We start from the raw sequence: 22,279 nt of genomic DNA on the forward strand, positions 1-22,279 counted from the left end.
CGGTTTACGACCGTACCTCTAGATGTAGCCGTTAACCAAATAGAATTGTCTCATTTGATTCCAATTTTTGGGAATAATTACTTTGGCTTTTGCTAACGGCGGTTTACATCGTACCGCTACGCGGCATTCAAAATTCACGCTTTCAAAATTTAAAATGCTGTTTGGGAGAGCATTACAGCGATTTTGAAGCAGGAGTTTGAGTTGGGCGCGCGCTACGCTGGTGCAGCAACGGAGGTTTTGGGATCGCGATCGCGTTCCGTTAACTTCCCGTCGGCAGCATCGCTGGCGATGGCACTGGCGGTGAGTTTACCCGATAGTACCGCGCCTTCCATACTACCGAGGTAACGTTGGCTGGTATAGCAACCGCTGAGGTAGAAGTTTGCGATCGGCGTTTTTTGGGTCGGGCGGACGGCTTCGCGTCCCGGCGTGGCTTTATATACCGATCGCGGCGTTTTAACCACTTTGGATTTCAATAATTTTGCGGGATTATCGCCGGTGAAGTGTTGCGGGAAGAGTTTTTCTAATTCCGCCATCGTCATATCGATGATCTCTTCGTCGGATTTTCCAATCCAGTCTTTGGCTGGTGCGAGGACGAGTTCCAACATCGAGCGATCGGGATTGGCATACTCTTTACAGGTATTGCTCATATCCGCATAAACGCTGAGAAGGGGCGATCGCGAGAACAGCAAATGGTCGATATCGGTGAGTTTGCGATCGAACCACAAGTGTAAATTCACCACGGGAACCCCTTCCAGCCCATTCAATTGCTGGAAGTAGGGTAACGGCTGCCAAGCATCCGGTAGCAAGAACTTCAAGGCATCGACTGAAACCGCCGAAACGTAAGCATCCGCTTCGAGTAAATAATCTTCTGCCCCATTCAGCCCGCGCATCGCAAAAGCGCGCACCGAACCGTCTTCATTCAACAAAATTTCTTTAAGCGGCGCGTTTAAATGCACCTCGCCGCCGCGATCGGTAATATATTCGACTAACGGTTCGCATAAGCGTTCCGTCGGCGAACCATCCAAAAACGCCATCTTCGAGCCATTTTTTTCCTGCAAAAAGCGATTCAACGCCGTCAGCAGAATCGTCGCCGAAATTTCATCCGGGTTGATAAAATTCAGCGCCTTCGACATGGCGATAAACACTTCCTTCTCTACGCGCGGCGGAATATTCTGGCGTTTCATCCACTCCGACCAAGAATACTCGTCCATCGCTTCGACGTAGGATTGTCCCTTCACCATCGCCGGGATTAAGCCCAAACCAAAGCGAATTTTTTCTTCCCAGGTCAGCATATCGTTATTGCGCAGAATCGCGACAACACCGTTAACCGGGGCAGGAAGATCGGGAAAATCGAAACGAGAGTAGGTTCCGGGGTTATTGGGCTGGTTGAAGATCATCGTATGCTCTTTCCACTGCAAGCGGTCTTCAATTCCCAATTCCTTAAATAACTGGAGCATATTCGGATACGCGCCAAAAAAGATATGCAGCCCGGTTTCGTACCAGTCTCCATCTTCGTCCTTCCAAGCGGCAACCAGCCCGCCTAGAACGTCTCGGCTTTCCAGGACAATGGGTTGGTGTCCCGCATCAGTTAAGTATTTCGCGCAGGCTAACCCAGCTAGGCCCGCTCCAGCGATCGCAACTCGCATTTCGTCAATAATTAATTTTTGTTGAATTTGGCACTCGGCTATTTATTATACGTTGCATTTTGTTACATTCGGGGGGATGGGAGAGAAATTTAGCTTGCATCTTGAGTGCATAGGGAGACTTTAAGAATGGAATGCTTATGCTGTAGAGCTAAGATGCGGCGCGGAACAGCCCCCTTTACAATTGACCGAAATGGCTACCATATTTCTTGGGATAATATTCCGGCATGGGTGTGCGACCAATGTGGCGAAGTGATGTTTGAGGCACGCGAGGTCGATCTCATACAAGGAGCGCTTGCTAGTTTAGACCGCGAGACAGCTACACTAATTCGTAAATCCGCTTGAATAGCCCAAATCAAACAGACGACCACCCGATTGGCAAAATGCGATCGCTGTTCTGTTTTTAGCCGAACTGCAAGACTAGCAACAATGGGACACCCGTTTTGCTGCCATGACGGACAAGTAAGGCGATCGGATAGCTGCAATGGTACGTCACGAAATCGCAGCCGGTGAAACTTTAAAAAGCTTGCTGGAAGTCGTTTCTGCGTTTCCTCATCTATTCCTTCCTAACAACTAGACAATTGTTTTTAATAGCTTTTTTATTGCGAAAATCTACCTTTCCCTTCACACCAGCAATTGAAGCTTATGAAGATTGCTTTGCACTCTTAAAGTTCAATTCGGTCGCAAACAGTTGTGCAACCATTTCTGTACGCGACGAAACTTTAAGTTTACGAAACATTCGCTTTAAGGCCTGCTTGACAGAATTCTCGGTAATCCAAAGTTCGTTTCCAATCTCTGCGTTGGTTCTCCCCGAAGCAACCAAGTCGGCAATTTGTAATTCGCGCGGCGTTAAGCGATCGCGACTCAACGGTGGCTGCAAAGGTTTTAAAGTGGCGCTGCGTGCCGTCCAAGCGGATAAATGCAAGCAAATCGCACTTAGATCGGCTAAATCTTGGCTATTAAAGGCAGGCATCGATTTTTCGCGGGTACATCCCACAGAACCGACGATTTGACCGCGATCGACGATGGGCCCTGCCATAACGTGCCAATGATCCGGACGCGGACAGATTAATTTCCAACTTTTGTGTGTCGTTACCAATTCTTCGTGGACGGGAGTATGACGTTCGGCAATGTAACGCGCCACGGGATTATGTTCTAGAGATAGGGCAAGGTTGAGAATGGGCTGAAACTTGCGATCGCCGAGTAGCCGATCGAAGAAAAAGACTCCCGATCGCTTAGCCGCGAAGTATTCCCCAATTTTTGGCGCAAGGTGCGATCGCAAATCATTTTCATCCTTCGCCTGATGGATTTCTTCAAATAAAAGCTTTAAGGAAATGGTCATGGTGATGAAAAGAGTACCCGATCGAGGACTATGCGGGCTAGGCTGCTATCCCTAATATCAAGGATAGTTCATTCGCGATGCTCGCAAGGAAATTAATTGATGACTCACTCACAAAAACACATCATTGGTTTAGTTTTTTATCCCGGCATGACTTCACTGGATATCGTGGGGCCGCAACAAGTTTTTAGTGCGCTGCCCGGTGTCCAAATTCATCGGATCTGGAAAACACTAGACCCTATTAAAACTGATGATGGCATGATAGTTTTGCCGGATACCACCTTTGAAAATTGCCCCTCTTTAGATGTAGTTTGTATCGGCGGCGGCTTAAAACAGCAGGCAATTGTAGACGATCCAGAGGTGCTTGAATTTTTCCAAAAACAAGGCAAGACTGCAAAGTTTATCACCTCGGTCTGTGGCGGGTCGGAATTTTTGGCGAAAGCGGGTTTGCTGGAGGGATATCGAGCGGCAACGCACTGGGCAATGCGTCAACAATTGATGTCACATTTAGGCGTTGAAGTTGGAACCGAGCGCGTTGTTGTCGATCGCAATCGCATTACGGGGGGAGGTGTAACCGCCGGGATTGACTTCGGTTTAACGATCGCGAGTATCCTTTACGGTGAGGACACCGCCAAGATTATTCAATTATTACTAGAATACAATCCCGCCCCTCCCTTCGATGCCGGTTCGCCGGAAAAAGCGGGTTCTGAGTTGGTGAACAAAGCCATGTTATTTATACAGGAAATGTCTGATTTAGAACTTGCAAGCTCGGTAGCCTGACACAACAACAATTTCGGGGGGATGTTTCTTACAACTTGGTTCGCGCTGTATCGCGTGAGGGGCTTACAAAGTCAACTACTATTGCTCGATATTAGGAGAAACTTATGACAATTTCAACTCAAAAAGATATTCGCGTCAAAATCATTTCTAGAATTTGGGCTTATGCAACCGTAATGTTCTTTATCGATTTCGCATTCCTCGGTCAGGTACAAGAGCGGAAGATGCTCTTTTTACCCGCAACCATTGTATTCGGTGCAGCAACTAGCACAATTGTTGTTTTGAGAAAGTTGCGCGATCGCCCAGATAACATTCTATTCCCATCCGAAACCTTAAAGGAACTTCAACAACGCATAGAGAATTTAGAGGCGATCGCTGTAAGTGACGCTTCTCCGTCAAAGTTGTATGAGTTGCACGATTGCTAGAAGATTTACTAGCTAAACATCATTAATGTGAAATTGTATAGAATCAAAAGTAGGGTGCGTTAGCGAAGCGTAACGCACCATTATTTTAACCTAAAATTGAGGGGAGTCGATGCTGTGAAACGTAATATTCAAGCGGAGGGTAGCGAATTTTTACCGCAAGAGAAGTATAAAAGAGCTAAAATCTTACAGTGGCAGTTTTTTGAACAGTATAGCCATGAACCTTATCGAAAAATTGGGTTTAAAACCCCGTGCTTCTAGCACGGCTTTTTGCAACAGCGAGGTACATCAATAAATACTTAGGATTGCCGAAAATAAAGATGGCAAGAGAAAACGCATAACAAGCGCGATGCACCGGAAAATAGGAATACATCGATACTATTGATGCGGGTGGGGGAGCGATGCGTTGATTTTGTTAGATTCCGAGAGCGGGAGCCGATAAATTTGCTTGACTGCCGCGAAGATATCGTCTGTAACGCGATCGCGGTCATCAATGCGCTACACTCAATGCAGGATGTCAGCCCGAATGAAGTGCGAGGCGAGAAGTGGATTCAAGTCCCCCATGTTCCAATTGTCCATCGCTGAAATGACCCAAACCTTAGATAAGCCTAAAGATCAACGACTGATTCATGTTGGTCTTAACTGGGAACAATTTAAATTCATCCAGAAAGGGTTTTCGGCTTCCCCAGGAATCCATTTGTTTTATTACGAAGGAGAAGTCGAAATTTTGTCGGTTTCACAAGACCATGAATTTTTCAGTCGGCTACTGTCGGCATTGCTTTTTATTTATTGTCTCGAAAAAAGAATTCCCTTCGCACCAACCGGTAGTTTCAGCCAAGAAAAAGAAGGTGTCGCGTCCGTCCAAGCGGATGAATCCTACTTTATTGGCAGAAATCGAACGGCAGACTCGCCCCCAAATCTCTCCATCGAAGTTGTTTTTAGTAGTGGTAATGAAAAGAAGCTTTCTCGCTATCAAGCGCTAGAAGTTCCTGAAGTCTGGTTTTGGGAAGATGGGTTATTTAGCTTCTATCATCTCCGCGAATTCGGTTATCAACGAATTGCGCGTTCCGAAGTTTTACCCGAACTAAATATTAATCTTTTGACTCGCTGCTTGTTAATGAGTGATACCCTCGAAGCAGCTTCAGCTTTCCGACAAGGAATTTTAGAAAATTAAAGCATTTGGGCGCAACCTTATTGCTTCGATAACTATTCACGATTCACGATTCACTAAACATGGTATTACGCCTCGAACATATCAGTAAAATTTATCCCACTGGCGAAGTTCTCAAAGATGTTACTTGGGAAGTAAAAACCGGCGATCGCATCGGCTTAGTCGGTGCGAATGGTGCTGGAAAAACAACCCAACTGAAAATGATTATGGGGGAAGAAGAACCGACCAGCGGTGAAATTGTTCGCCCTTCTAACCTTCATATTGGCTACCTCACGCAAGAATTTGATGTCGAACCTACTCGCATCGTTCGTGAAGAATTTTGGACGGCATTTGAAGAAGCGAACGCCGTCCATCAAAACATCCTAAAAATCTCCCACGAGATGGGAACAGTTGAAGGGGAAAAGCTCGATCGCTTAATTGAAAAACTGGATCGCCTACAACGCAAATTTGAAGCCCTAGACGGCTATACCCTCGAATCGCAAATCGAGAAAATCCTCCCCGAAGTTGGCTTTAAACCGGAAGACGGCGATCGCCTCGTCAGTTCCTTTAGTGGCGGCTGGCAAATGCGAATGAGTTTGGGCAAAATTCTGCTTAAAGAACCCGATATTCTCCTGCTCGACGAACCGACGAACCATCTCGATCTCGAAACGATTGAATGGCTCGAAAATTACCTTAAAAACTTGAAAACGCCGATGGTCATTATCTCGCACGATCGCGAGTTTCTCGACCGCCTCTGCACTCAAATCGTCGAAACCGAACGCGGCATTTCTACGACCTATCTCGGCAACTATTCTGCCTACCTCGAACAAAAAGCTGAAGGTAAAGACGCGCAACTCGCCGCCTACGAACGGCAACAAAAAGAACTCGAAAAACAGCAAGCTTTTGTCGAGCGGTTCCGCGCCAGCGCTACCCGCAGCACCCAAGCTAAAAGCCGCGAAAAACAACTCGAAAAAATCGAACGCATTGAAGCACCGATTAGCGATTTAAGAGGTCTGCGTTTTGAATTTCCTCCCTGTCCGCGCGGCGGTCGAGAAGTTGTTATCATCGAAGATTTAGTTCATACTTATAACGAAGAGATTTTGTTTTTAGGTGCGAATCTTTTCATCGAACGCGGCGATCGCGTGGCATTTCTCGGCCCCAACGGTTGCGGTAAATCAACCTTATTGCGCCTTATTCTCGGTACTGAAAAACCTGATGAAGGGATTGCAAAATTCGGCGACCATAACATCTTACCTGGTTATTTCGAGCAAAACCAAGCCGAAGCTCTCGACCTCGATAAAACCGTTTTTGAAACCATTCAAGGCGACGTACCCGAATGGACAAATGAAGAAATTCGCAATCTTTTAGGGCGCTTTCTCTTTAGCGGCGATACAGTTTTTAAGAAAGTCGAAGCGCTCAGCGGCGGCGAAAAAGCACGGCTTGCTCTCGCTCATTTCTTGCTACATCCCACCAACGTTTTACTGCTAGACGAACCGACTAATCACCTCGATATTCCCGCAAAAGAAATGTTGGAAGAAGCTTTAAATCGTTACGAAGGAACCCTTTTGCTTGTCTCCCACGATCGCTACTTTATCTCTAAAGTTGCGAATAAAATTGTTGAGGTTCGCAATGGAGAACTCATTCTCTATCGCGGTGATTATCACTACTATTTAAGCAAGCTGGAGGAAGAAAAGGAGAAAGAACGGCAGCGGATTGAAGCGGCGAAGAAAGCGGCGAAGCAAGCGGAGAAAGCTGCTAAACAAAAGGAGAAGCAGAAGCAAAAGAAAACAAAAGTCAAGTAATGACTTATTCAAAGAGATCGGGTAGGGTGGGCAGCGCCCACCAGCCAGGACTTCGGGGCATTTAGAAACGGATGTTCGCGTTTCGAGTAGGGCTATCCTCTACAAACTACGATCGCGCCATTTCCGATCGCGCCGCATAAACCGCTCGTACATTGTACCAGTTCAGAAAGATGCGCGCGACTTCGAGGGCAAGTTGGGGTTTTCCGCGATCGATTAACCATTGTAAAAAGGGCGCAAGCGTCCGTTCGTTCAACGTTCCCCCGAGGGAAAGAACGCCCCACAAAACCCGATGAATCCAAGTCATTTGAATCATCATTCGCACGTCCCAAGTTGGGTGTTTTTGATAAAATAAAATACCCATTCGTCCCCGTTCTTCCTCTTTTTTAACGAGGGAAGGAAGTTGATCGAGGCGGAAGGGAGGATGCCAATGATAGCCGACAGCTTCGGGACATTTAATCAGTTTTAATCCCAATTGTTTGAGGCGAACGCCGAGTTCTAAGTCTTCCCAACCGTAGAGTTGAAAGCGCGTATCGAATAGTCCCGCTTCTAATAGCCAGTGGCGCGCGATCGCAACATTTCCCGTAGCAAAATACGCGGCTGAAAAATCGGTAATTTTGTAGGGTTCCGAAGTCGGATTCTCGAAGTTACAAGTATTAATAACCGCACCGTAAGTAAAGATGCGATTATTGCCTTGTTCGCGTTCTCCTTTAACCAAAGCATCGGTATGAGCTTGCAGGAAATTTTCAGTAACAACGAGGTCGCTATCAATAAAAATAATGGTATCTCCCGTTGCTCGTTCGACCCCTAAATTTCTCGCTGCCGCAGGGCCGCAATGTTCCTGCTCGAACAGTTTTAGGTGAGGAAATCGTTCGGGATTTGCCTTTAACCAATCTAAGGTTCCATCGGTCGAACCATCATCAACAACGATGATTTCATAGCCCTCTAAAGCGCTATTTTGGGCGAGCCGTTGAGTTTCGAGCGCATCGAGGCACTTTTCTAAAATTGGCTTGCGGTTATAGGTAGGAATGACAATACTAAAAAACACGATTAAATTATGAATTATGAGTTTGGTAGGGTGGGCATCGCCCACCAGTTAAGACTTTCAGCTTTTAGCACCGCTCCTTATCGGGCAAGTAATGCTATACACAAGGGACACAAAGTTTTTTATGTAAGATTTATTTGCCAGATTTCATCCGATCGAGAATCAAAATGGCGGGCAATGCCCGCCCTACTCTGCAAACTTTTATCGAACGAGGGAAGAATGACCGAGGGCTAAACCGGCGACTAACATTCCTAATACGAGGAAAGGTTGAGCGCTGGCTTGATATTTCACGTCATTTTTAAGCGGATCGCGTAGGAAATACATATCTTGGAAGGTGATTTGCGGGATAATCAGCAATAACAAAATAGTGGCGTAGAGATTTTGTTTGATGCTAATTAAATAACCGGCAACGCCAGCTTGAAATAAATCGATCGCGAGAACGCAAATCCAAGCCGCTGTCGTAATCCCAAACATCACCGGCAACGATTTTAATCCCAATTGGCGATCGCCTTCCACGCTCTTAAAGTCATTGACGATCGCAATTCCCAAACCAGCAAAGCTATAAAAGAGCGTCAGCACCACAATCGTCCAGTTTAACTGCCCGAACAGCGCATGGCCCGCCCACCACGGCAACGCGATATAACTAGCACCAAGCGCATAATTACCCAACCAACCGTTTTGTTTCAACTTCAGCGGTGGCGCGGAATAAATATAAGCGATGAACGTTCCGCCCAACGTCAGCGCTAACATCATCGGAAAATCGTGACCCGCCCAAACATCTAAAAGATAGGAAATTCCCAAACCCGCAAATAGAAGAACGAGGATTTGAGAGACAACTTGGGGGACGGAAATTGCACCGGAGGGAATGGGACGATAAGGTTCGTTAATTGCGTCGATTTCGCGATCGTAGAAGTCATTTAAAGTTTGAGTATATCCCGTCATTAACGGCCCGGAAAGAAGCATACAAGTTGCCGCTTTGAGGATATCTTCGAGCGTCCAACTGTAACCGCCAGAAGAAGCCGCACCGCACACTACGCCCCAAATTAAGGGAATCCAAGTAATCGGCTTCATCAATTGCAGCCGGATTTTCCAAATATTGCTTTCTCCGCTCGCAGCCCCTTTCATCCCTAAGAGTTGTCGGGTTTTGGAACTGTTTGATGTGGGTTCGAGTTCTTGAGTCATTGATGATTTTTAATTTTAAACTTTGGATTATAACGGGTGCTGTGCTGTTAAATTTGGCACGCCAACATTGAATTTTGTAGAAGCATAGCACTGTTCATTGGTGTCAACTTAAGCACGAGTGTTTGTTATAGCGTCATCCCAGCCCTCACCCCCCCGACCCCCCTCTCCCAATTTTGGGCGAGGGGGGAGAAGAATTCTCTGTTGCTCCCCTCTCCCACCGGTTGGGAGAGGGGCTGGGGGTGAGGGCGATTCCGCTTTCTGAGTGGGTTTCACGTTAAGTTGACACTAATGCCCCCTATTAATCTAGAACGAAATAATCAAATATCCCTCTTGGAATTTTGCGCCTTTAACGGTTTGTCCGCGCAGTTGGGGCGGAAGGTCGATATTGCGCCGTTGGTCGCCAACTTCGATGGTGACATCAGGGCCGTTTTGGGTCAGTTTAACTTGCTTTTTGTCGAAGCCGGGAAGAAAAACTTTGACTTGACGTGCTGCCACATCTACACTGATAGGTCTCGGAGCATCGCCGACGGCGCGCAAGTTGGGGAGGGCATCGATTAAGGGCTGCCAGTCGTTGTCGCGATACTCGGGCAGGACGGTTAGGGGAAGGGGAGAGAAGGGGGTGCTATCGATCGCGCCGCGATTCCCCAGAACGCCAGCAACGGTTAAATCGACTTGTTGAGCGCTACCCCAGAGGAATTTAGCCGTCGCCAAAGCGAGGGGATCGGGGGTAGTGACGAGGTAAGCAACGATACGATTGGGATCGGCGAGTGCATCTTTCCCCGCTTGCAGGAGATTATTCGCTTCTCGCGTCGGTTGGTCTGTGAGGTCGTCGAAAGACCAGGAAGTATTGAGAATAGCGGCGGTAACGGGGGCGACGAAGGGGGAAATGCTGCGTCCTAAATCCGAATCGAGGAAGACTTGGCGGAAGCGACGCAGATACCAACTGGCGTTTTCCGGTACGCCGACAGCGCGCAACATAGCGAGGTCGCCAGTCCCGTCGTAGATAATGACATCGTAGATTTTAGCCGCATCGTACTCGCGCAGGGCATAAAAATCGAGGGCTGCGTCCATTCCCGGCAGTAGGGCGAGTTCTTGCCCGTAGACGTTGCGCAGCGTGGGAGAACGGAGGTATTTCGCCTCGAGTTGTTTGACCTCTTCCCAGCTTTTATCGATTAGCGTTGTGGCTTGTAGTTGCACGGCGGTTAGGTTTGCGCCGATCGCTTGCGGTTCTGCCGTTAGCGGTACGCCGAGGAGTAAACTCGTGGCGGGAGTGCGATCGCTACTCGCAAAGAGAACGCGCGTTCCTTGTTGGGCTAATTGCTTGGCAGCCGCGATCGCGATTGTCGTGCGTCCCGTGCCGCCTTTACCGAGAAAGGTAATAATTTGAGACATGATTTTCTTTTAACAAAGGAGAGGGCAGGTTTTCTGCACTCGCTCCGACCTGCCCTTCAAGTTTATCGTTGATTATTCTTAAGCGGGTTTGAGTTCGTCCTCAAAAAACCAGTTTTCGCTCTTGTCGTCAAATTTAACGATCGCGCCAACCCCGCTCCCGTCGGTCATTTTGTATTCTTTGATCGTGCCGACTTTGCCCAGTTTTGCTGCCACTTCTGTCGGAACGCGGTCCCTAAAGCGGTACACTTTCACTCTTTGCCCGATTTCCATTCTTCTTTCACTAAAAAAACAGACCAATACACAGTTTAAGCCAAAAGGACTCTGGGAGCGAGGGGGAGATTGGGGGAGGGGGTGAATAATGAATAATGAATGATGAATAATGAATAGGGGGAGACGAGGAGACGGGGTGAATAATGAATGATGAATAATGAATAGGGGGAAACGAGGAGACGGGGTGAATAATGAATGATGAATAATGAATAATGAATAGGGGGTGAGGGGGTGAGGGGGTGACGGGGTGAATAATGAATGATGAATAATGAATAGGGGGAGACGAGGAGACGGGGGGACTGGGAGACGGCGCTTCGACTTCGCTCAGCGCACCGGGAGACTGGGTTACAAATTACGAATTACGAATTACGAATTACGAATTACGAATTAGATCGTGTGAATTTTGAGGAAGTTTGTTCCCCTGACCTGCTGGACTGGACTGCCGCCCAAGATTAATATCTTATCGTTCGCTTGCACCATTCCGCGCTGTTGCAAGCACTCCTCGATCGCGATGACGAGAGATTCCACCGAGGCGATATCTTGCTCCAACAGAATCGGGATCGCGCCCCATACTAAATTGAGGCGATGATAGACGCGGGAATCGGGAGTGAAAGCCACGACGGGAACTTTCGGGCGCTCGGCGGCGGCGAGTTTGGCGCTGTATCCCGTGGTCGTGTAAGCGCAGATATAGCGCAAATCGAGGATTTTGTCAAGGGTTGTAATCGCTTCGCTTAAGGCGTGGGGATCGGTGATTTCGTCCGGTGGCAGATTGTCGAACTGAAGTTCCGGTTCGATGGTTGCGGCGATGCGTCCCATCATTTTTACCGCTTCAACCGGGAATTTCCCCACGGCAGATTCTCCCGACAGCATCACCGCATCCGTCCCATCCAAGATCGCATTGGCGACATCGCTGGCTTCCGCGCGCGTCGGACGGGCATTTTCTATCATGCTTTCGAGCATTTGCGTGGCAGTAATGACGGGAATTCCGGCTTGATTGCAAGCGCGAATAATTTTCTTTTGCAGGAGGGGGACGCTTTCGGGTTTGAGTTCTACGCCTAAATCGCCTCGGGCAACCATAATGCCATCGCACACCTTCACCAGTTCCTCGAGATGATTAATGGCTTGGGGTTTTTCGATCTTGGCAATGACGGGCGTATCGAATGCGCCTCTTTCCTGCAAAAAGTCTTTGAGAATGCGGATATCGTCGGCACTACGCACGAAGCTTAACGCCACCCAGTCGATTCCTTGTTCGAGACCGAATTCTAAATCTCGGCAATCTTTTTCGGTCATTGAAGGCAGACGCAGGTTTAAGCTGGGGAAATTGACTCCCTTACGACTTTTCAGCAAACCGCCGCGAACCACTTTACAGACGACGTTGGGGGGTTCAACCGCGATCGCTTGCAACTCCAATTGTCCGTCATCAAGGAGAATCGGCATTCCCGCATAGGCTTCTTCCGCGACGAAGGGATAATCGATGGGGATAACTCCGGGATCGCCGTCAAACTGTTCGAGGGGAACGAGGGCAATTTCCGAACCTTCTTCCAACGCGATCGCGCCGTTCGGAAACTGCCCCACCCGCACTTTCGGCCCCTGCAAATCTTGCAGCAGCGTCACTGGCGCATCTAATTCTTCTGAAATCTCTCTAAGCAGTTTAACGGTTTTGGCGTGGTCTTCGTAGCTGCCGTGGGAAAAGTTCAGCCGCGCCACTGCCATTCCCGCTTCAATCAGTTGGCGTATCACTTCTGGACTATTGCTAGCTGGGCCGATGGTAGCGACGACTTTGGTGCGATGGGATAAGGGCAACATTCGTGAAGAGTGAGGGGCGAATCGGTAAATCTGTGTTTCGCCACTCTAGCAAATGCGACCTAATTTGTCTGTGTTAATGCTTACTGAAAAGGTGGGAGTTGACACCAACGATCGCATTCGCCCGCGCCGTATACTTCACGCCGACACAAAATGCTATATCGCTGTTTTTGAGGGGATGAAGTATACCAGATAGGCGCAAGCCGCCGCGCCTCTAACCGTTGTGTTTTTGAAGGTGTATTCGATCCCAATTCTCAATCGCGATCGCTATTCAATCGAGATTGACTTTCGTTAGAAGATATTTTTAAGTCGAAAAATTAAGAGGGCATAGCAGTGCTATGCCCCTACGTTTTTATTTGATTCCATTCAATTGGTTTCTCCAGCGAGTGGAGAAGACACAAAATGTATTTGATTCCAATTACTCCAGTTCCGTTTCCATTCAATTGGTTTCTCCAGCGAGTGGAGAAAAATAGCGGGCGCGCCACAGGATGCTGAGATTGCAGTTTCCATTCAATTGGTTTCTCCAGCGAGTGGAGAAAGTACAAGCCTACTTGCTAGCAAAAGACTATCGACAGGTTTCCATTCAATTGGTTTCTCCAGCGAGTGGAGAACCTCGTTGTTCCGTTTGCCAACAATGTTGCCCTTGTTGTGTTTCCATTCAATTGGTTTCTCCAGCGAGTGGAGAAGGCTACCCTTTCAAAGCCTCACCCAGAGCAAGTTCCAGATGCGGTTTTCGAGGGGGTGCTTCTATCATACCCTGAAACCTCAAAAAAGACTCGCGTAAAACGGCTGAAAGCTTTACTGGGAGGAATATCGAGGGGGTCAACGAAAGAATGCGGGTTTCAGCGATTTTCCGACTCCCTCGCAAACTGATGATACAAAATCGATCGCGAGGAAAAAGGCGCGGCGGGCTGTAACGTTGACTCCCCAGTTGTTTCGCGGCGGTTGGTGCGTTTTGGGCGCGCACCCCACGGCGACGGCGCAATGCCACTCTGTGCGGTACAAAGGGCGCTTTTTCGTGGCAATCTGTTATTTGTCTCAATAAGCCAATATCCAAAATATCTATCTAAATCGGTTATATCCTTTAAATGAAGGGCATCTTAGTGGCTGGGTTACAAGATTCAAGATATTGTCTTTTTAGAGAATCTCTCAAAAGTAGGCGAAATGAGGAGGCTAGGGATTTTGGATTCCCCAAATCCTGCGACGAACTTTCGAGCCACCTATCCCGACTCTATTGTTAAAATGAATCGGACTCCGGCTTCTATAGCAGTTTTTACGTGAGTGAGGTACAACCAATGGGCGCAAGCCTTGCGCCCCTAACGATTTGATTTACAAAAGATTCAGGGAAAATCTCTCCTCTTTGTACAACCAATGGGCGCAAGCCTTGCGCCCCTACCGATTTGATTTTGGAATCTGTACCTCACGCATAGGAAAAACGCTATATCCGTAAGGAATCTTAAAAAACCTCTCCCCGTCCCCCCGTCCCCCAGTCTCCCCGTCCCCCCGTCCCCCCGTCCCCCAGTCCCCCCGTCTCCCCAGTCCCCCAGTCCCCCAGTCCCCCCTCACCCCCTCTCCCCACCCCTCCCATGCAACGAAAGTTAAAACTTTTCCTGGGATTATTTGCACTAACAGCCCTTATGATTGGTTGTATTGGTCGAATTGACCATACGGAGGCTGTTGCGTTGTGTCCCTCAGTTGCAATTAGCAGCAGTCCTCCCTTAACAACTATTGCGCCCAATCCCCAACGAGAACGCCTCAACCTCAACGGGATTTGGCAATTTATCCCGGTGACGGGCAAACGGACGGAACAAGCACCAGCCCAAGACTGGGGAACGATTCGCGTTCCGGGGGATTGGCAGCAGGAAGGAAACGATAGCGTTCCGGGCGTTATCGATCGCGGTAAGGGAGAAGCTTGGGCGAATTTTGCCGGCCGCAGTTTGGAGAAAGCGTGGTATCGTCAGAAACTCAGCATTCCCGCCAATTGGCAAGGGCGCGCGATCGCGTTGAATGTTAAGCGCCTCAGCACCGATGCTAAGGTGTATGTGAATGGGAAAAGCTGCGGCGATATTAGTTGGCCGGACGGCGCGATCGATATTAGTTCCCTCGCAGAACCGGGCAAAGAAAATACCCTCGATCTTTTTGTCGCTGCGATCGCGGATGAAAAGGATAAACTCGTCGTCATGAGTCCCAACGAAATTCGCACGGAAAAAGCGGATAAATCGATGGATTCGCGCGGACTGATCGGCGAAGTTGAATTATTAAGTTTTCCGAACAATGGGCGCATTAATGACGTTTTTGTGCAGCCTTCGGTTCGCCAAAAACAGTTAAAAATTGCGGTAGAACTGGAAAAAATCGCGCGGGCGGGAACGGTAAATTTTACCGCCCAAATCTTTAACGAACAAGGGCAAATCGAGAAAGAATTTAGCAGTTCTGCCCCCGTTAAAGCGGAAGAGGTGCAAACGGTCAATTTATCCTGGAATTGGGAGAATCCGCGCTTGTGGGATGTCGGACAGCCCAACCTTTATACGGTGCGATTGCAAGCCAAAGGCGAAGGAATTGCGGACGAGTACGACCAATCCTTCGGTTTTCGGGAATTTTGGATTGAAGGGAAAAAGTTTTTTTTGAACGGGACGGAAATTCGCCTGCGTCCGACTTTACACGAGGATATATGGCGGGGCTGGGCGGTGGGACTGCCGCAAGTGGCGGAGGCAGCGATCGCGGGTTATGTTAAAACCGGCTACAATATCGCCGAACTCTGGCCCTGGAATTATCGAGAACGCGGACGCTGGCATTTTCGCGAGATTTTCCTCGATCGCGCCGACGCAAAAGGCTTCCCGGTTATCGCCCCCGCCCTCGATGCGATCCCCTACGCCGATGATTGGAAAAATAAACAGGCGAGTTGGGAACCGGAAATGGCCGCCGAACTGCGACGCGATCGCAACCATCCCGCCATTCTGATGTGGGCGAACAGTCCCAACTACTTCGGCCATAGCGACGACCAAAACCCGCGCCGCATCGGGATTAAAGACTTTGCAGGCGGCTTGAGTGAAAACGAAAACAGCCGCGTCGCCCAAATTAAACCCGTCGGCGAGGACGCGATCGCAACCATCAAAAAATACGACCCCACGCGCCCCGCCTTCCTGCACCAAGGCGCTTTCATTGGCGACGTTTACGCCCTCAACTCCTACCTCAACTTCACCCCCCTCCAAGAACGCGAAGAGTGGCTGTCTAATTGGCAGCAAAAGGGTCAAATGCCTTATACGATCGTCGAACTCGGTACGCCCTTACATACCTCCGCCATGCGCGGACGCAACGGTTTTGGAGGCGCGATCGTCAGCGAACCCCTGATGACGGAATTTAGCGCCATTTACCTCGGAAAAGAAGCCTATAACCTCGAAACGCCAGCCTATCGCCAAAAAATCCGCGATTTCTTCGTCAAAGACCAAGAATACAAAAACTGGCATAACCAAGGCGAACTCGACTTTGCCCCCGCCTTCCAAAAAATCCAAAATCTTTTTAGTACCAATACTTGGCGCAGTTGGCGCACTTGGGGCATCACCGGCGGTATGATTCCCTGGAATGAAGGCCACGGTTGGGAAATTACCTCCACCGGACGGGAAAAAATCGCCCCTCCTCCGACACCCCTAGAATCCCGAGGCCCTCACCTCCGTAAAGTCGATCGCTATCTCCTCAATCCGCTGCAACCGCCCGCCCAAAAGATTCATCCCGGCGGCGAAGCCATCATCGCCAACGACGGATCGATTCTCGCTTGGATTGCCGGTAGCACTAAAGCTTTTGTTGAAAAAGACCACAATTACAACAGCGGCGATCCGTTGGAAAAGCAAGCCGTCCTGCTTAACGATACGCGCCAAACGCAAAGTTTTTCTTTGAATTGGCAAGTCAATATCGGCGGAAGAAGCATCGCCACGGGCAAAGAAGCGGGCAACATTGAGGCTGCAAAAACCCTCTTTTTCCCCATTAACGCCACCTTACCAAAGGTTAGCGCTAAAAGTAACGGCGAGATTATTTTAACGGCAAAGATTGGCAATTTTCCCGAACGGAGCGATCGCTTTCCTTTCCGCGTTTTCGCCAATCCTCCCGCCGCCGATCGAACCCTCACCGTTTTCGATCCCGTCGGCAAAACCAGCAAAATGCTGCAACAGTTGGGTTATACGGTTAAAGCGTGGAACGGGGGGACTGCCGATGCTCCCATTATTATCGGACGCGAAGCACTCTCGCAAGCCTCCGCCGCCGCCACCTTGCAAAACCTAAAATCTCAAGTTGCAAGCGGTGCAAAAGCCGTTATTTTCTTGCAAAAGCGCGAATGGTTGCAAGATAAACTCGGTTTGCGCGTTGCCCACCCCCTCAGCCGCCGCGCTTTCCCCGTTAACGCCGATCATCCCGCGATTCAAGGCTTGGATGCGGAAGATTGGCGCGACTGGCGGGGCGAAAGTACCCTCATTGAAGCCTATCCCGATACGACTAAAAATCCGGTGAAAGCTAGCCCGCAAGGATTGCCTTGGTATGGGTGGCATTGGGGCAATCGCGGGGCAGTTAGCAGTGCTGCGATCGAAAAACCCCACTATAGCGGCTGGCGATCGATTTTGGAAGCAGAATTCGACCTCGCTTACAGTCCTTTAATGGAGTTGAATTACGGCAAGGGGCGCTTGATTTTCTGTATGTTAGATGTGGAAGATCGTTTGCAAGATGGGGCAGCGCGTCAATTTGTCGGTCAATTGCTCGATTATGCGGCGACTGCACCCGAATTTTCTCGCGCTCAAAATGTTGTTTTGATTGGCAGCGAAAATGATGCAAAGTTCCTCAACAATTTTGGCGTTGTTTATCAATCAGCAACAACGCTAAAGGATGCCAATCTAGCGATTATTGGGGCAGAGGCAACGGTTAGCGATGCCGATTTGCAAGCTTATTTAGAACGCGGCGGTAAGGCTTATTTCTTGCCGAGAAAAACGGCGATCGCGGGAATTAGTTTTAAGGAAGTCGAGCAATTCAACGGTTCTCTAAACGTTCCCCAATGGCAAGAATTAGCCGGAATCAGTGCCTCGGATTTACGCGCCCGCAGTTCCTATAAAACAACTTTAATTGCTTCCGGTGGCGAAGTCGGTGCCGATGGGTTATTGAGTCGAATTCAAAACGGAAAAGGAGTCGCGATTTTCTCGCAACTGAACCCCGACGGATTGAACGCCGACGCACAAACCTACCTTCGTTATACTCGCTGGCGGCACAGTCGCGCGATCGCGCAAATTCTCGCCAATCTCGGCGCAACCTTTAATACCGATGCAAAAATCTTTGATGCGATCGCCGGTACGCCATCCACCCAACCTTTTTATCATTCCGACTATCGCACGGATTTTGAGTTAGGCGACGATCCCTATCGGTATTATCGATGGTAGGCGCGATCGACAGCCAAAAAGTTACGCTTTCTGGCAGACAGTTAAGACAATAAAGCGATCGCGCCACCATTTAACGCGCTGTGGTGGGCAAAGGCAGATATTGTAATAAAAAACTCATATTCACTTCCTTTGCCCACCCTACAAGGTTACTTATTCATTGTCACTCCACTCCTTAAGAAGTAAAATAGGTTTAGAGAAAATGTATTCGATTGAGTACACGAGATCGGCATTAGCAGATTTGAAGGTGTTTCGTAAAAACGAGCAAAGATTGATTCTAGATGAAATCGATCGACAATTCGTTAACGAACCGAAGCTAGAAACAGCTAAGTAGGAGGGTGTAAAAAAAGTGCGATCGGATTCGTAGGGGCGGGTTTAGATAAAACCCTTGCTATGAGGTAAATTTAGCAGTCAAAACCCGCCCTCTTCAAGTTAAGGTTATTTTCGTCAACCTACTTAAAAATTGATAAGTTTCGAGTATTTTATGATGTTTTTGATAATTTCAACCCTGAAGTCATTCAAATTGTAAAAATCGAAGCAGTGGGTTATAAAAAGCATAATCCACTTTATATAGCGTTTTTCTTTTGTGTGAGGTACGGATCCAAAAATGAAATCGGTAGGGGCGCGGATTTCGAGGTCGCCTCGAAATTAAACGCCGCCCCGTAGGGGCGAATGGTATTCGCCCGCTGGGTGTACCTCATTCATGTGAAAACCGCTATATTCGAGGTCAGGAGTTCGAGTTATGAAAATTATCAATATTTCCCTAGATTCTAGCGATTTAATGACTTTATTAGCCGAAGCTAAAGAAGACAATCTCCTGTTAAGAACTGCCGATGGCTCGGAATTTATTCTCGCCGAAGTCGATAACTTTGACCGAGAACTCGAACTGACGCGCCAAAATCTAGAGTTGATGGCATTCTTAGACGAACGGGCTAAAGAACAATCCACTCTTTCTGCCGCAGAAGTTCGTGCGGAACTTGGATTGTAGGAGTTCTGACTGTGGTGGGCAAAGGCAGATATTGTAATAAAAAACTTATATTCACCTCCTTTGCCCACCCTACAAGGCTCATTTATATACAGTACGCGAGCCAATAAATAGACTGAAGGTACAGTTCAAAAACTTTCAGCTTAGCTAACGATATAACCCCATAACTTCCGTTAAATTTAAGCGCGATCGCACCTCCAACGTTAGCGGCGAAATATGACCGCGATTTAGATGTTCGGATGCCGCACAAGCAATCATTGCTGCATTATCGGTACACCATTTCAACGGGGGAAAATAAACTTGTAAATCGTGCTGTTTCGCTGCCGCTTGTAAATGTTCTCTCAAGCCGCTATTTGCCGCTACGCCGCCGCCGATCGCGATTTTACTCAATCCATAATCCAACGCGCAATTTATCGCCCTACGAGTTAGCGATCGCGCTACAGTATCCTGAAAACTCGCCGCAATATCCGCAACGGGCAATTCTTCCTCTTCCCCTTCCAACTTCTGCACCAACCGCAGTACCGCCGTCTTTAAGCCGCTGAAACTCGAATCGTAGCGATGATATCCGCCCTCCGGCAGCGATACCCTCCCTTCCGGCAGCGGAAACGTGCGAGAATTGCCGATTTTGGCTAATTTGTCAATCACCGGGCCGCCGGGATAGCTTAAATTTAACAATCGCGCCACCTTATCGAAGGCTTCCCCCGCCGCATCGTCGCGGGTACTCCCCAAGGTTTCGTACTCCCCGCAGCCGAGAACGCGAATTAAGCTGGTATGTCCTCCCGATACCAACAGGCACAGAAACGGCGGTTGTAGTTCCGGTTCGCTGAGGTAGGAGGCATAAATATGCCCTTCGAGGTGATGCACCCCTAGGAAGGGTTTCTCGCGTACCATTGCCAGCGTTTTTGCTGCCGTTACGCCCACCAGCAGCGCCCCCACCAATCCCGGCGCGCAAGTTGCCGCTACGCCGTCAATTGCGTCCCAACCCCCGCCAAATTCTGTTAAAGCGCGATCGATGCAATCATTTAACATCTCTACATGATGCCGAGAAGCCACCTCGGGAACGACACCGCCATAAGGCCGATGAATCGCAATTTGAGAAGAAACAATACTACTTAAAACTTCACGATTTTTAACAATTGCAACCGCCGTTTCATCACAACTGGTTTCAATAGCAAGAACGATAGACATTCTTTTCCCTATCCTTAATAATTTTAAGTCTCAAACCTTTACGGGATCGACCCGTCAGAGTAATATTGCGTCTAGCGTGCAAAAGAGTTCCTCATCTTTTGTCCCGATAACTTATACTTTTGTAACAGAAGGAAAACACTTTTGCTATGAAAAAGCTATTCGCTTTTATCTTAGTCGTAACCCTCTGGTTTAACTTTGCTCCCCCCGCCCAAGCTGCGGATGGAACGTCTGGGTTAACACCTTGCGCTGAATCGACTGCTTTTCAGCAGCGCGCTAAGAACTTCCGCAACACCACCAACGATCCTCAATCCGGTCAAAAACGCGCAGAACGTTATTCCCAAGCACTCTGCGGTCCTGAAGGTTTACCTCACCTGATTGTAGACGGTCGTCTTTCCCACGCAGGCGATTTCATCATCCCTAGCATTCTCTTCCTGTACATCGCAGGTTGGATTGGTTGGGTCGGTCGTTCTTACCTGATTGCGATTAAAGAAGGTAAGGATACTGAAATGAAAGAGGTGGTCATTGATGTCCCTCTCGCTATCAGCAAGATGCTTACCGGTTTTGCTTGGCCTGCTGCTGCGTTAGCAGAGTTTGCTTCGGGTAAATTGGTCATTGCTGACAATGATGTGCCGATTTCGCCTCGCTAATCCCAGCAGTCAAGATCGAGCGACGAAATTCAGTTATTTAGGATTTGGAGAATAGATTCATGGAAGGTTTGACGAAGTTTCTTTCGACCGCGCCGGTATTGTTCATGCTTTTAATGACGGTTACAGCCGGGATTTTGATTGAATTCAATCGTTTTTATCCCGATTTGCTCTTCCATCCGATGTAATCGGCCCTCGCTTCCGGCAGGAAGCGTTTATTAAGCTAAGTTTTTGAGTGTTGGCAACAATCGCGATCGCGTTACTCGGAGATTTTTATCCCTTAGTACCGCGATCGCAAATTTTTTGGGCTTCCTTCCCGGAATTTTGCTGGGGGGGGACAAACCCCTCACTGTTGTTATCCGCAAATAAGCCTTAAATTTCTTCCAAAATCCCCGGTTGAGAATTGGCGATTTATACCGAAGACAATTTAGCTCCTAGTTTTTACGATTGGAGTGTTCCCACTTCATGAAAATTTCATGAACCCTTTCGGGGAAATCTAAGGCGTTTGGTGAAAATCAAAAATTTAAGCTTATCGGGAGAATATTTATGTTGTGGGAAGTCAGAGTGACGAACTCCAAGGGCCAAGCTAAACCTTTAGTGATGTACAAAAATCGAGAAACGGCCTTGCGTTGCGTCGATGCTCTTTACTCTAAGTACGGCTATCCCATGCACTTAGCCTACAAAGTCTTTCCAGTTTCAGAAAGCGAAGTTCCCTTTTGGCCGCCCTATCCTAACGCCTATTCCCTATAAAGCACTTGAGTTGCCAAAACTGCCCCCAAAGTTAACGCAGCACCAAAACCGGACAATGGGCGAATCGCACGATGCGTTCCGCCACTGAACCCAATAAAAAGCGATCGCTTTGCGAGCGACTGCGAGCGTGAAGCGCGATTAATTCTGCTTCCACAGCTTTTGCATAATCCAAAATTTCCGAACTCGGATCGCCAATTTCCACATAAATGTGGATTCCTCGATGCTCGGGTTCGCTGAGTTGCCCGCGTAAAGCTAACGCTGCATGGTATTTGCGCGTGCGGTCGTCAACATTATTCCAAATAATGCCCGGTTCTGCGGCCGGAAAGCGCGTGAGGACGCATATAACATAAACGCAAGACGCATCTCCTCCAGTAATTTCCAACGCAAGCTTTAAAGCTTGGAAAGATTCAGTCGAAAAATCAATTGGAACGACTACACACTTTTTTCGCAGCCAACTCATACATTAGAGTCTCTCAAACGGA

At 48.4% G+C, this 22,279-nt stretch carries 23 protein-coding genes and 1 CRISPR repeat array; of the genes, 12 read left to right on the forward strand and 11 right to left on the reverse strand.

All coding sequences use genetic code 11. From position 1 onward, the window contains the following. Positions 1-212: 212 nt before the first annotated feature. Positions 213-1,646 carry a 15-cis-phytoene desaturase gene (gene pds / locus H6G50_RS01440; protein WP_190712530.1) on the reverse strand — a complete coding sequence of 478 codons (1,434 nt, stop codon included), beginning with the start codon at positions 1,644-1,646 and terminating at the stop codon, positions 213-215. A 126-nt stretch (positions 1,647-1,772) separates the two neighbouring features. On the opposite strand from pds, the gene H6G50_RS01445 reads away from it, so the two are divergent. Further along, on the forward strand, positions 1,773-1,988 hold the full coding sequence (locus H6G50_RS01445; RefSeq protein WP_190712532.1) for a YgiT-type zinc finger protein: 216 nt from the start codon (positions 1,773-1,775) through the stop codon (positions 1,986-1,988). A gap of 298 nt (positions 1,989-2,286) precedes the next feature. Here the strand turns inward: H6G50_RS01445 and H6G50_RS01450 are convergent, their stop codons facing one another. Then, entirely contained in the window at positions 2,287-2,985 is a 699-nt protein-coding gene (locus tag H6G50_RS01450) for a LuxR C-terminal-related transcriptional regulator (RefSeq protein ID WP_190712534.1), read from the reverse strand. A 99-nt stretch (positions 2,986-3,084) separates the two neighbouring features. Here H6G50_RS01450 and H6G50_RS01455 point away from each other — a divergent pair, with 99 nt between their 5' ends. Then, positions 3,085-3,762: a DJ-1/PfpI family protein gene (locus H6G50_RS01455; protein WP_190712536.1), complete on the forward strand. Its 678-nt coding sequence runs from the start codon at positions 3,085-3,087 to the stop codon at positions 3,760-3,762. Positions 3,763-3,866: 104 nt separating this feature from the next. Continuing rightward, positions 3,867-4,184 (forward strand): hypothetical protein, encoded by a 318-nt coding sequence (locus H6G50_RS01460; RefSeq protein ID WP_190712538.1) that lies wholly within the window; start codon positions 3,867-3,869, stop codon positions 4,182-4,184. A gap of 238 nt (positions 4,185-4,422) precedes the next feature. On the opposite strand, the gene H6G50_RS24345 is transcribed toward H6G50_RS01460, so the two are convergent. Further along, positions 4,423-4,554, reverse strand: coding sequence for a hypothetical protein (locus H6G50_RS24345; RefSeq protein ID WP_277882654.1), 132 nt, complete (start codon positions 4,552-4,554; stop codon positions 4,423-4,425). Positions 4,555-4,625: 71 nt separating this feature from the next. On the opposite strand from H6G50_RS24345, the gene H6G50_RS01465 reads away from it, so the two are divergent. The 3 genes from H6G50_RS01465 to H6G50_RS01475 are packed head-to-tail and all read left to right on the forward strand — an operon-like array spanning position 4,626 to position 7,133. Continuing rightward, complete coding sequence (locus H6G50_RS01465) at positions 4,626-4,766, forward strand: hypothetical protein (RefSeq protein WP_190712540.1); 141 nt, start codon at positions 4,626-4,628, stop codon at positions 4,764-4,766. A gap of 1 nt (position 4,767) precedes the next feature. After that, entirely contained in the window at positions 4,768-5,355 is a 588-nt protein-coding gene (locus tag H6G50_RS01470) for a Uma2 family endonuclease (protein ID WP_190712541.1), read from the forward strand. A gap of 59 nt (positions 5,356-5,414) precedes the next feature. After that, positions 5,415-7,133 carry an ABC-F family ATP-binding cassette domain-containing protein gene (locus tag H6G50_RS01475; RefSeq protein ID WP_190712544.1) on the forward strand — a complete coding sequence of 573 codons (1,719 nt, stop codon included), beginning with the start codon at positions 5,415-5,417 and terminating at the stop codon, positions 7,131-7,133. Between the two features lie 106 nt (positions 7,134-7,239). Here the strand turns inward: H6G50_RS01475 and H6G50_RS01480 are convergent, their stop codons facing one another. From H6G50_RS01480 to H6G50_RS01505, 6 genes are all read right to left on the reverse strand, one after another. Next, positions 7,240-8,178 carry a glycosyltransferase gene (locus H6G50_RS01480; RefSeq protein ID WP_190712545.1) on the reverse strand — a complete coding sequence of 313 codons (939 nt, stop codon included), beginning with the start codon at positions 8,176-8,178 and terminating at the stop codon, positions 7,240-7,242. Positions 8,179-8,376: 198 nt separating this feature from the next. Further along, a complete protein-coding gene (chlG, locus tag H6G50_RS01485) occupies positions 8,377-9,357 on the reverse strand; it encodes a chlorophyll synthase ChlG (protein WP_190712548.1) in 981 nt (326 codons plus the stop codon). Between the two features lie 303 nt (positions 9,358-9,660). Further along, entirely contained in the window at positions 9,661-10,749 is a 1,089-nt protein-coding gene (locus H6G50_RS01490; RefSeq protein ID WP_190712550.1) for an ArsA family ATPase, read from the reverse strand. Between the two features lie 78 nt (positions 10,750-10,827). Next, positions 10,828-11,019, reverse strand: a complete 192-nt coding sequence (locus tag H6G50_RS01495) for a DUF2862 domain-containing protein (protein ID WP_190712552.1) — start codon at positions 11,017-11,019, stop codon at positions 10,828-10,830. A gap of 387 nt (positions 11,020-11,406) precedes the next feature. Further along, positions 11,407-12,825, reverse strand: coding sequence for a pyruvate kinase (gene pyk / locus H6G50_RS01500; protein ID WP_190712553.1), 1,419 nt, complete (start codon positions 12,823-12,825; stop codon positions 11,407-11,409). 355 nt (positions 12,826-13,180) lie between these two features. Beyond that, positions 13,181-13,508: direct repeats of the CRISPR family, unit length 34 nt; unit sequence TTCCATTCAATTGGTTTCTCCAGCGAGTGGAGAA. 156 nt (positions 13,509-13,664) lie between these two features. Further along, positions 13,665-13,847, reverse strand: coding sequence for a hypothetical protein (locus H6G50_RS01505; protein ID WP_190712555.1), 183 nt, complete (start codon positions 13,845-13,847; stop codon positions 13,665-13,667). Positions 13,848-14,459: 612 nt separating this feature from the next. Between H6G50_RS01505 and H6G50_RS01510 the strand changes: the two genes are divergently transcribed. Together H6G50_RS01510 and H6G50_RS01515 are read left to right on the forward strand one after the other, a co-directional pair. Further along, the gene (locus tag H6G50_RS01510) at positions 14,460-18,233 is read left to right on the forward strand and encodes a beta-galactosidase (protein ID WP_242032660.1); all 3,774 of its coding nucleotides are present in this window, start codon (positions 14,460-14,462) and stop codon (positions 18,231-18,233) included. A gap of 739 nt (positions 18,234-18,972) precedes the next feature. Beyond that, a complete protein-coding gene (locus H6G50_RS01515) occupies positions 18,973-19,218 on the forward strand; it encodes a hypothetical protein (protein ID WP_190712559.1) in 246 nt (81 codons plus the stop codon). A gap of 144 nt (positions 19,219-19,362) precedes the next feature. Here the strand turns inward: H6G50_RS01515 and tsaD are convergent, their stop codons facing one another. Then, positions 19,363-20,403, reverse strand: a complete 1,041-nt coding sequence (gene tsaD, locus H6G50_RS01520) for a tRNA (adenosine(37)-N6)-threonylcarbamoyltransferase complex transferase subunit TsaD (RefSeq protein WP_190712561.1) — start codon at positions 20,401-20,403, stop codon at positions 19,363-19,365. Between the two features lie 146 nt (positions 20,404-20,549). Here tsaD and H6G50_RS01525 point away from each other — a divergent pair, with 146 nt between their 5' ends. The 4 genes from H6G50_RS01525 (at position 20,550) to H6G50_RS01540 (ending at position 21,797) form a co-directional block, all read left to right on the forward strand. After that, positions 20,550-21,050 carry a Photosystem I reaction center subunit III gene (locus H6G50_RS01525; protein WP_190712563.1) on the forward strand — a complete coding sequence of 167 codons (501 nt, stop codon included), beginning with the start codon at positions 20,550-20,552 and terminating at the stop codon, positions 21,048-21,050. A gap of 59 nt (positions 21,051-21,109) precedes the next feature. Then, positions 21,110-21,235 (forward strand): photosystem I reaction center subunit IX, encoded by a 126-nt coding sequence (gene psaJ / locus H6G50_RS01530; protein WP_190712565.1) that lies wholly within the window; start codon positions 21,110-21,112, stop codon positions 21,233-21,235. A gap of 43 nt (positions 21,236-21,278) precedes the next feature. Further along, positions 21,279-21,416 carry a hypothetical protein gene (locus H6G50_RS01535; protein ID WP_190712566.1) on the forward strand — a complete coding sequence of 46 codons (138 nt, stop codon included), beginning with the start codon at positions 21,279-21,281 and terminating at the stop codon, positions 21,414-21,416. Between the two features lie 195 nt (positions 21,417-21,611). After that, on the forward strand, positions 21,612-21,797 hold the full coding sequence (locus H6G50_RS01540) for a hypothetical protein (protein ID WP_242032690.1): 186 nt from the start codon (positions 21,612-21,614) through the stop codon (positions 21,795-21,797). A 31-nt stretch (positions 21,798-21,828) separates the two neighbouring features. Here H6G50_RS01540 and H6G50_RS01545 read toward each other — a convergent pair whose 3' ends face one another. After that, positions 21,829-22,257 carry a universal stress protein gene (locus tag H6G50_RS01545; protein WP_190712570.1) on the reverse strand — a complete coding sequence of 143 codons (429 nt, stop codon included), beginning with the start codon at positions 22,255-22,257 and terminating at the stop codon, positions 21,829-21,831. Between the last annotated feature and the right edge of the window lie 22 nt (positions 22,258-22,279).

This window comes from Oscillatoria sp. FACHB-1406 (assembly GCF_014698145.1).
Lineage (GTDB): Bacteria > Cyanobacteriota > Cyanobacteriia > Cyanobacteriales > Spirulinaceae > FACHB-1406.

Coding starts and splice junctions, on each gene's coding strand:
- pds (WP_190712530.1), bottom strand. CDS start 1,646: ATGCGAGTTGCGATCGCTGGAGCGGGCCTAGCTGGGTTAGCCTGCGCG.
- H6G50_RS01445 (WP_190712532.1), top strand. CDS start 1,773: ATGGAATGCTTATGCTGTAGAGCTAAGATGCGGCGCGGAACAGCCCCC.
- H6G50_RS01450 (WP_190712534.1), bottom strand. CDS start 2,985: ATGACCATTTCCTTAAAGCTTTTATTTGAAGAAATCCATCAGGCGAAG.
- H6G50_RS01455 (WP_190712536.1), top strand. CDS start 3,085: ATGACTCACTCACAAAAACACATCATTGGTTTAGTTTTTTATCCCGGC.
- H6G50_RS01460 (WP_190712538.1), top strand. CDS start 3,867: ATGACAATTTCAACTCAAAAAGATATTCGCGTCAAAATCATTTCTAGA.
- H6G50_RS24345 (WP_277882654.1), bottom strand. CDS start 4,554: ATGTATTCCTATTTTCCGGTGCATCGCGCTTGTTATGCGTTTTCTCTT.
- H6G50_RS01470 (WP_190712541.1), top strand. CDS start 4,768: ATGACCCAAACCTTAGATAAGCCTAAAGATCAACGACTGATTCATGTT.
- H6G50_RS01475 (WP_190712544.1), top strand. CDS start 5,415: ATGGTATTACGCCTCGAACATATCAGTAAAATTTATCCCACTGGCGAA.
- chlG (WP_190712548.1), bottom strand. CDS start 9,357: ATGACTCAAGAACTCGAACCCACATCAAACAGTTCCAAAACCCGACAA.
- H6G50_RS01490 (WP_190712550.1), bottom strand. CDS start 10,749: ATGTCTCAAATTATTACCTTTCTCGGTAAAGGCGGCACGGGACGCACG.
- H6G50_RS01495 (WP_190712552.1), bottom strand. CDS start 11,019: ATGGAAATCGGGCAAAGAGTGAAAGTGTACCGCTTTAGGGACCGCGTT.
- pyk (WP_190712553.1), bottom strand. CDS start 12,825: ATGTTGCCCTTATCCCATCGCACCAAAGTCGTCGCTACCATCGGCCCA.
- H6G50_RS01510 (WP_242032660.1), top strand. CDS start 14,460: ATGATTGGTTGTATTGGTCGAATTGACCATACGGAGGCTGTTGCGTTG.
- H6G50_RS01515 (WP_190712559.1), top strand. CDS start 18,973: ATGAAAATTATCAATATTTCCCTAGATTCTAGCGATTTAATGACTTTA.
- tsaD (WP_190712561.1), bottom strand. CDS start 20,403: ATGTCTATCGTTCTTGCTATTGAAACCAGTTGTGATGAAACGGCGGTT.
- H6G50_RS01525 (WP_190712563.1), top strand. CDS start 20,550: ATGAAAAAGCTATTCGCTTTTATCTTAGTCGTAACCCTCTGGTTTAAC.
- psaJ (WP_190712565.1), top strand. CDS start 21,110: ATGGAAGGTTTGACGAAGTTTCTTTCGACCGCGCCGGTATTGTTCATG.
- H6G50_RS01545 (WP_190712570.1), bottom strand. CDS start 22,257: ATGAGTTGGCTGCGAAAAAAGTGTGTAGTCGTTCCAATTGATTTTTCG.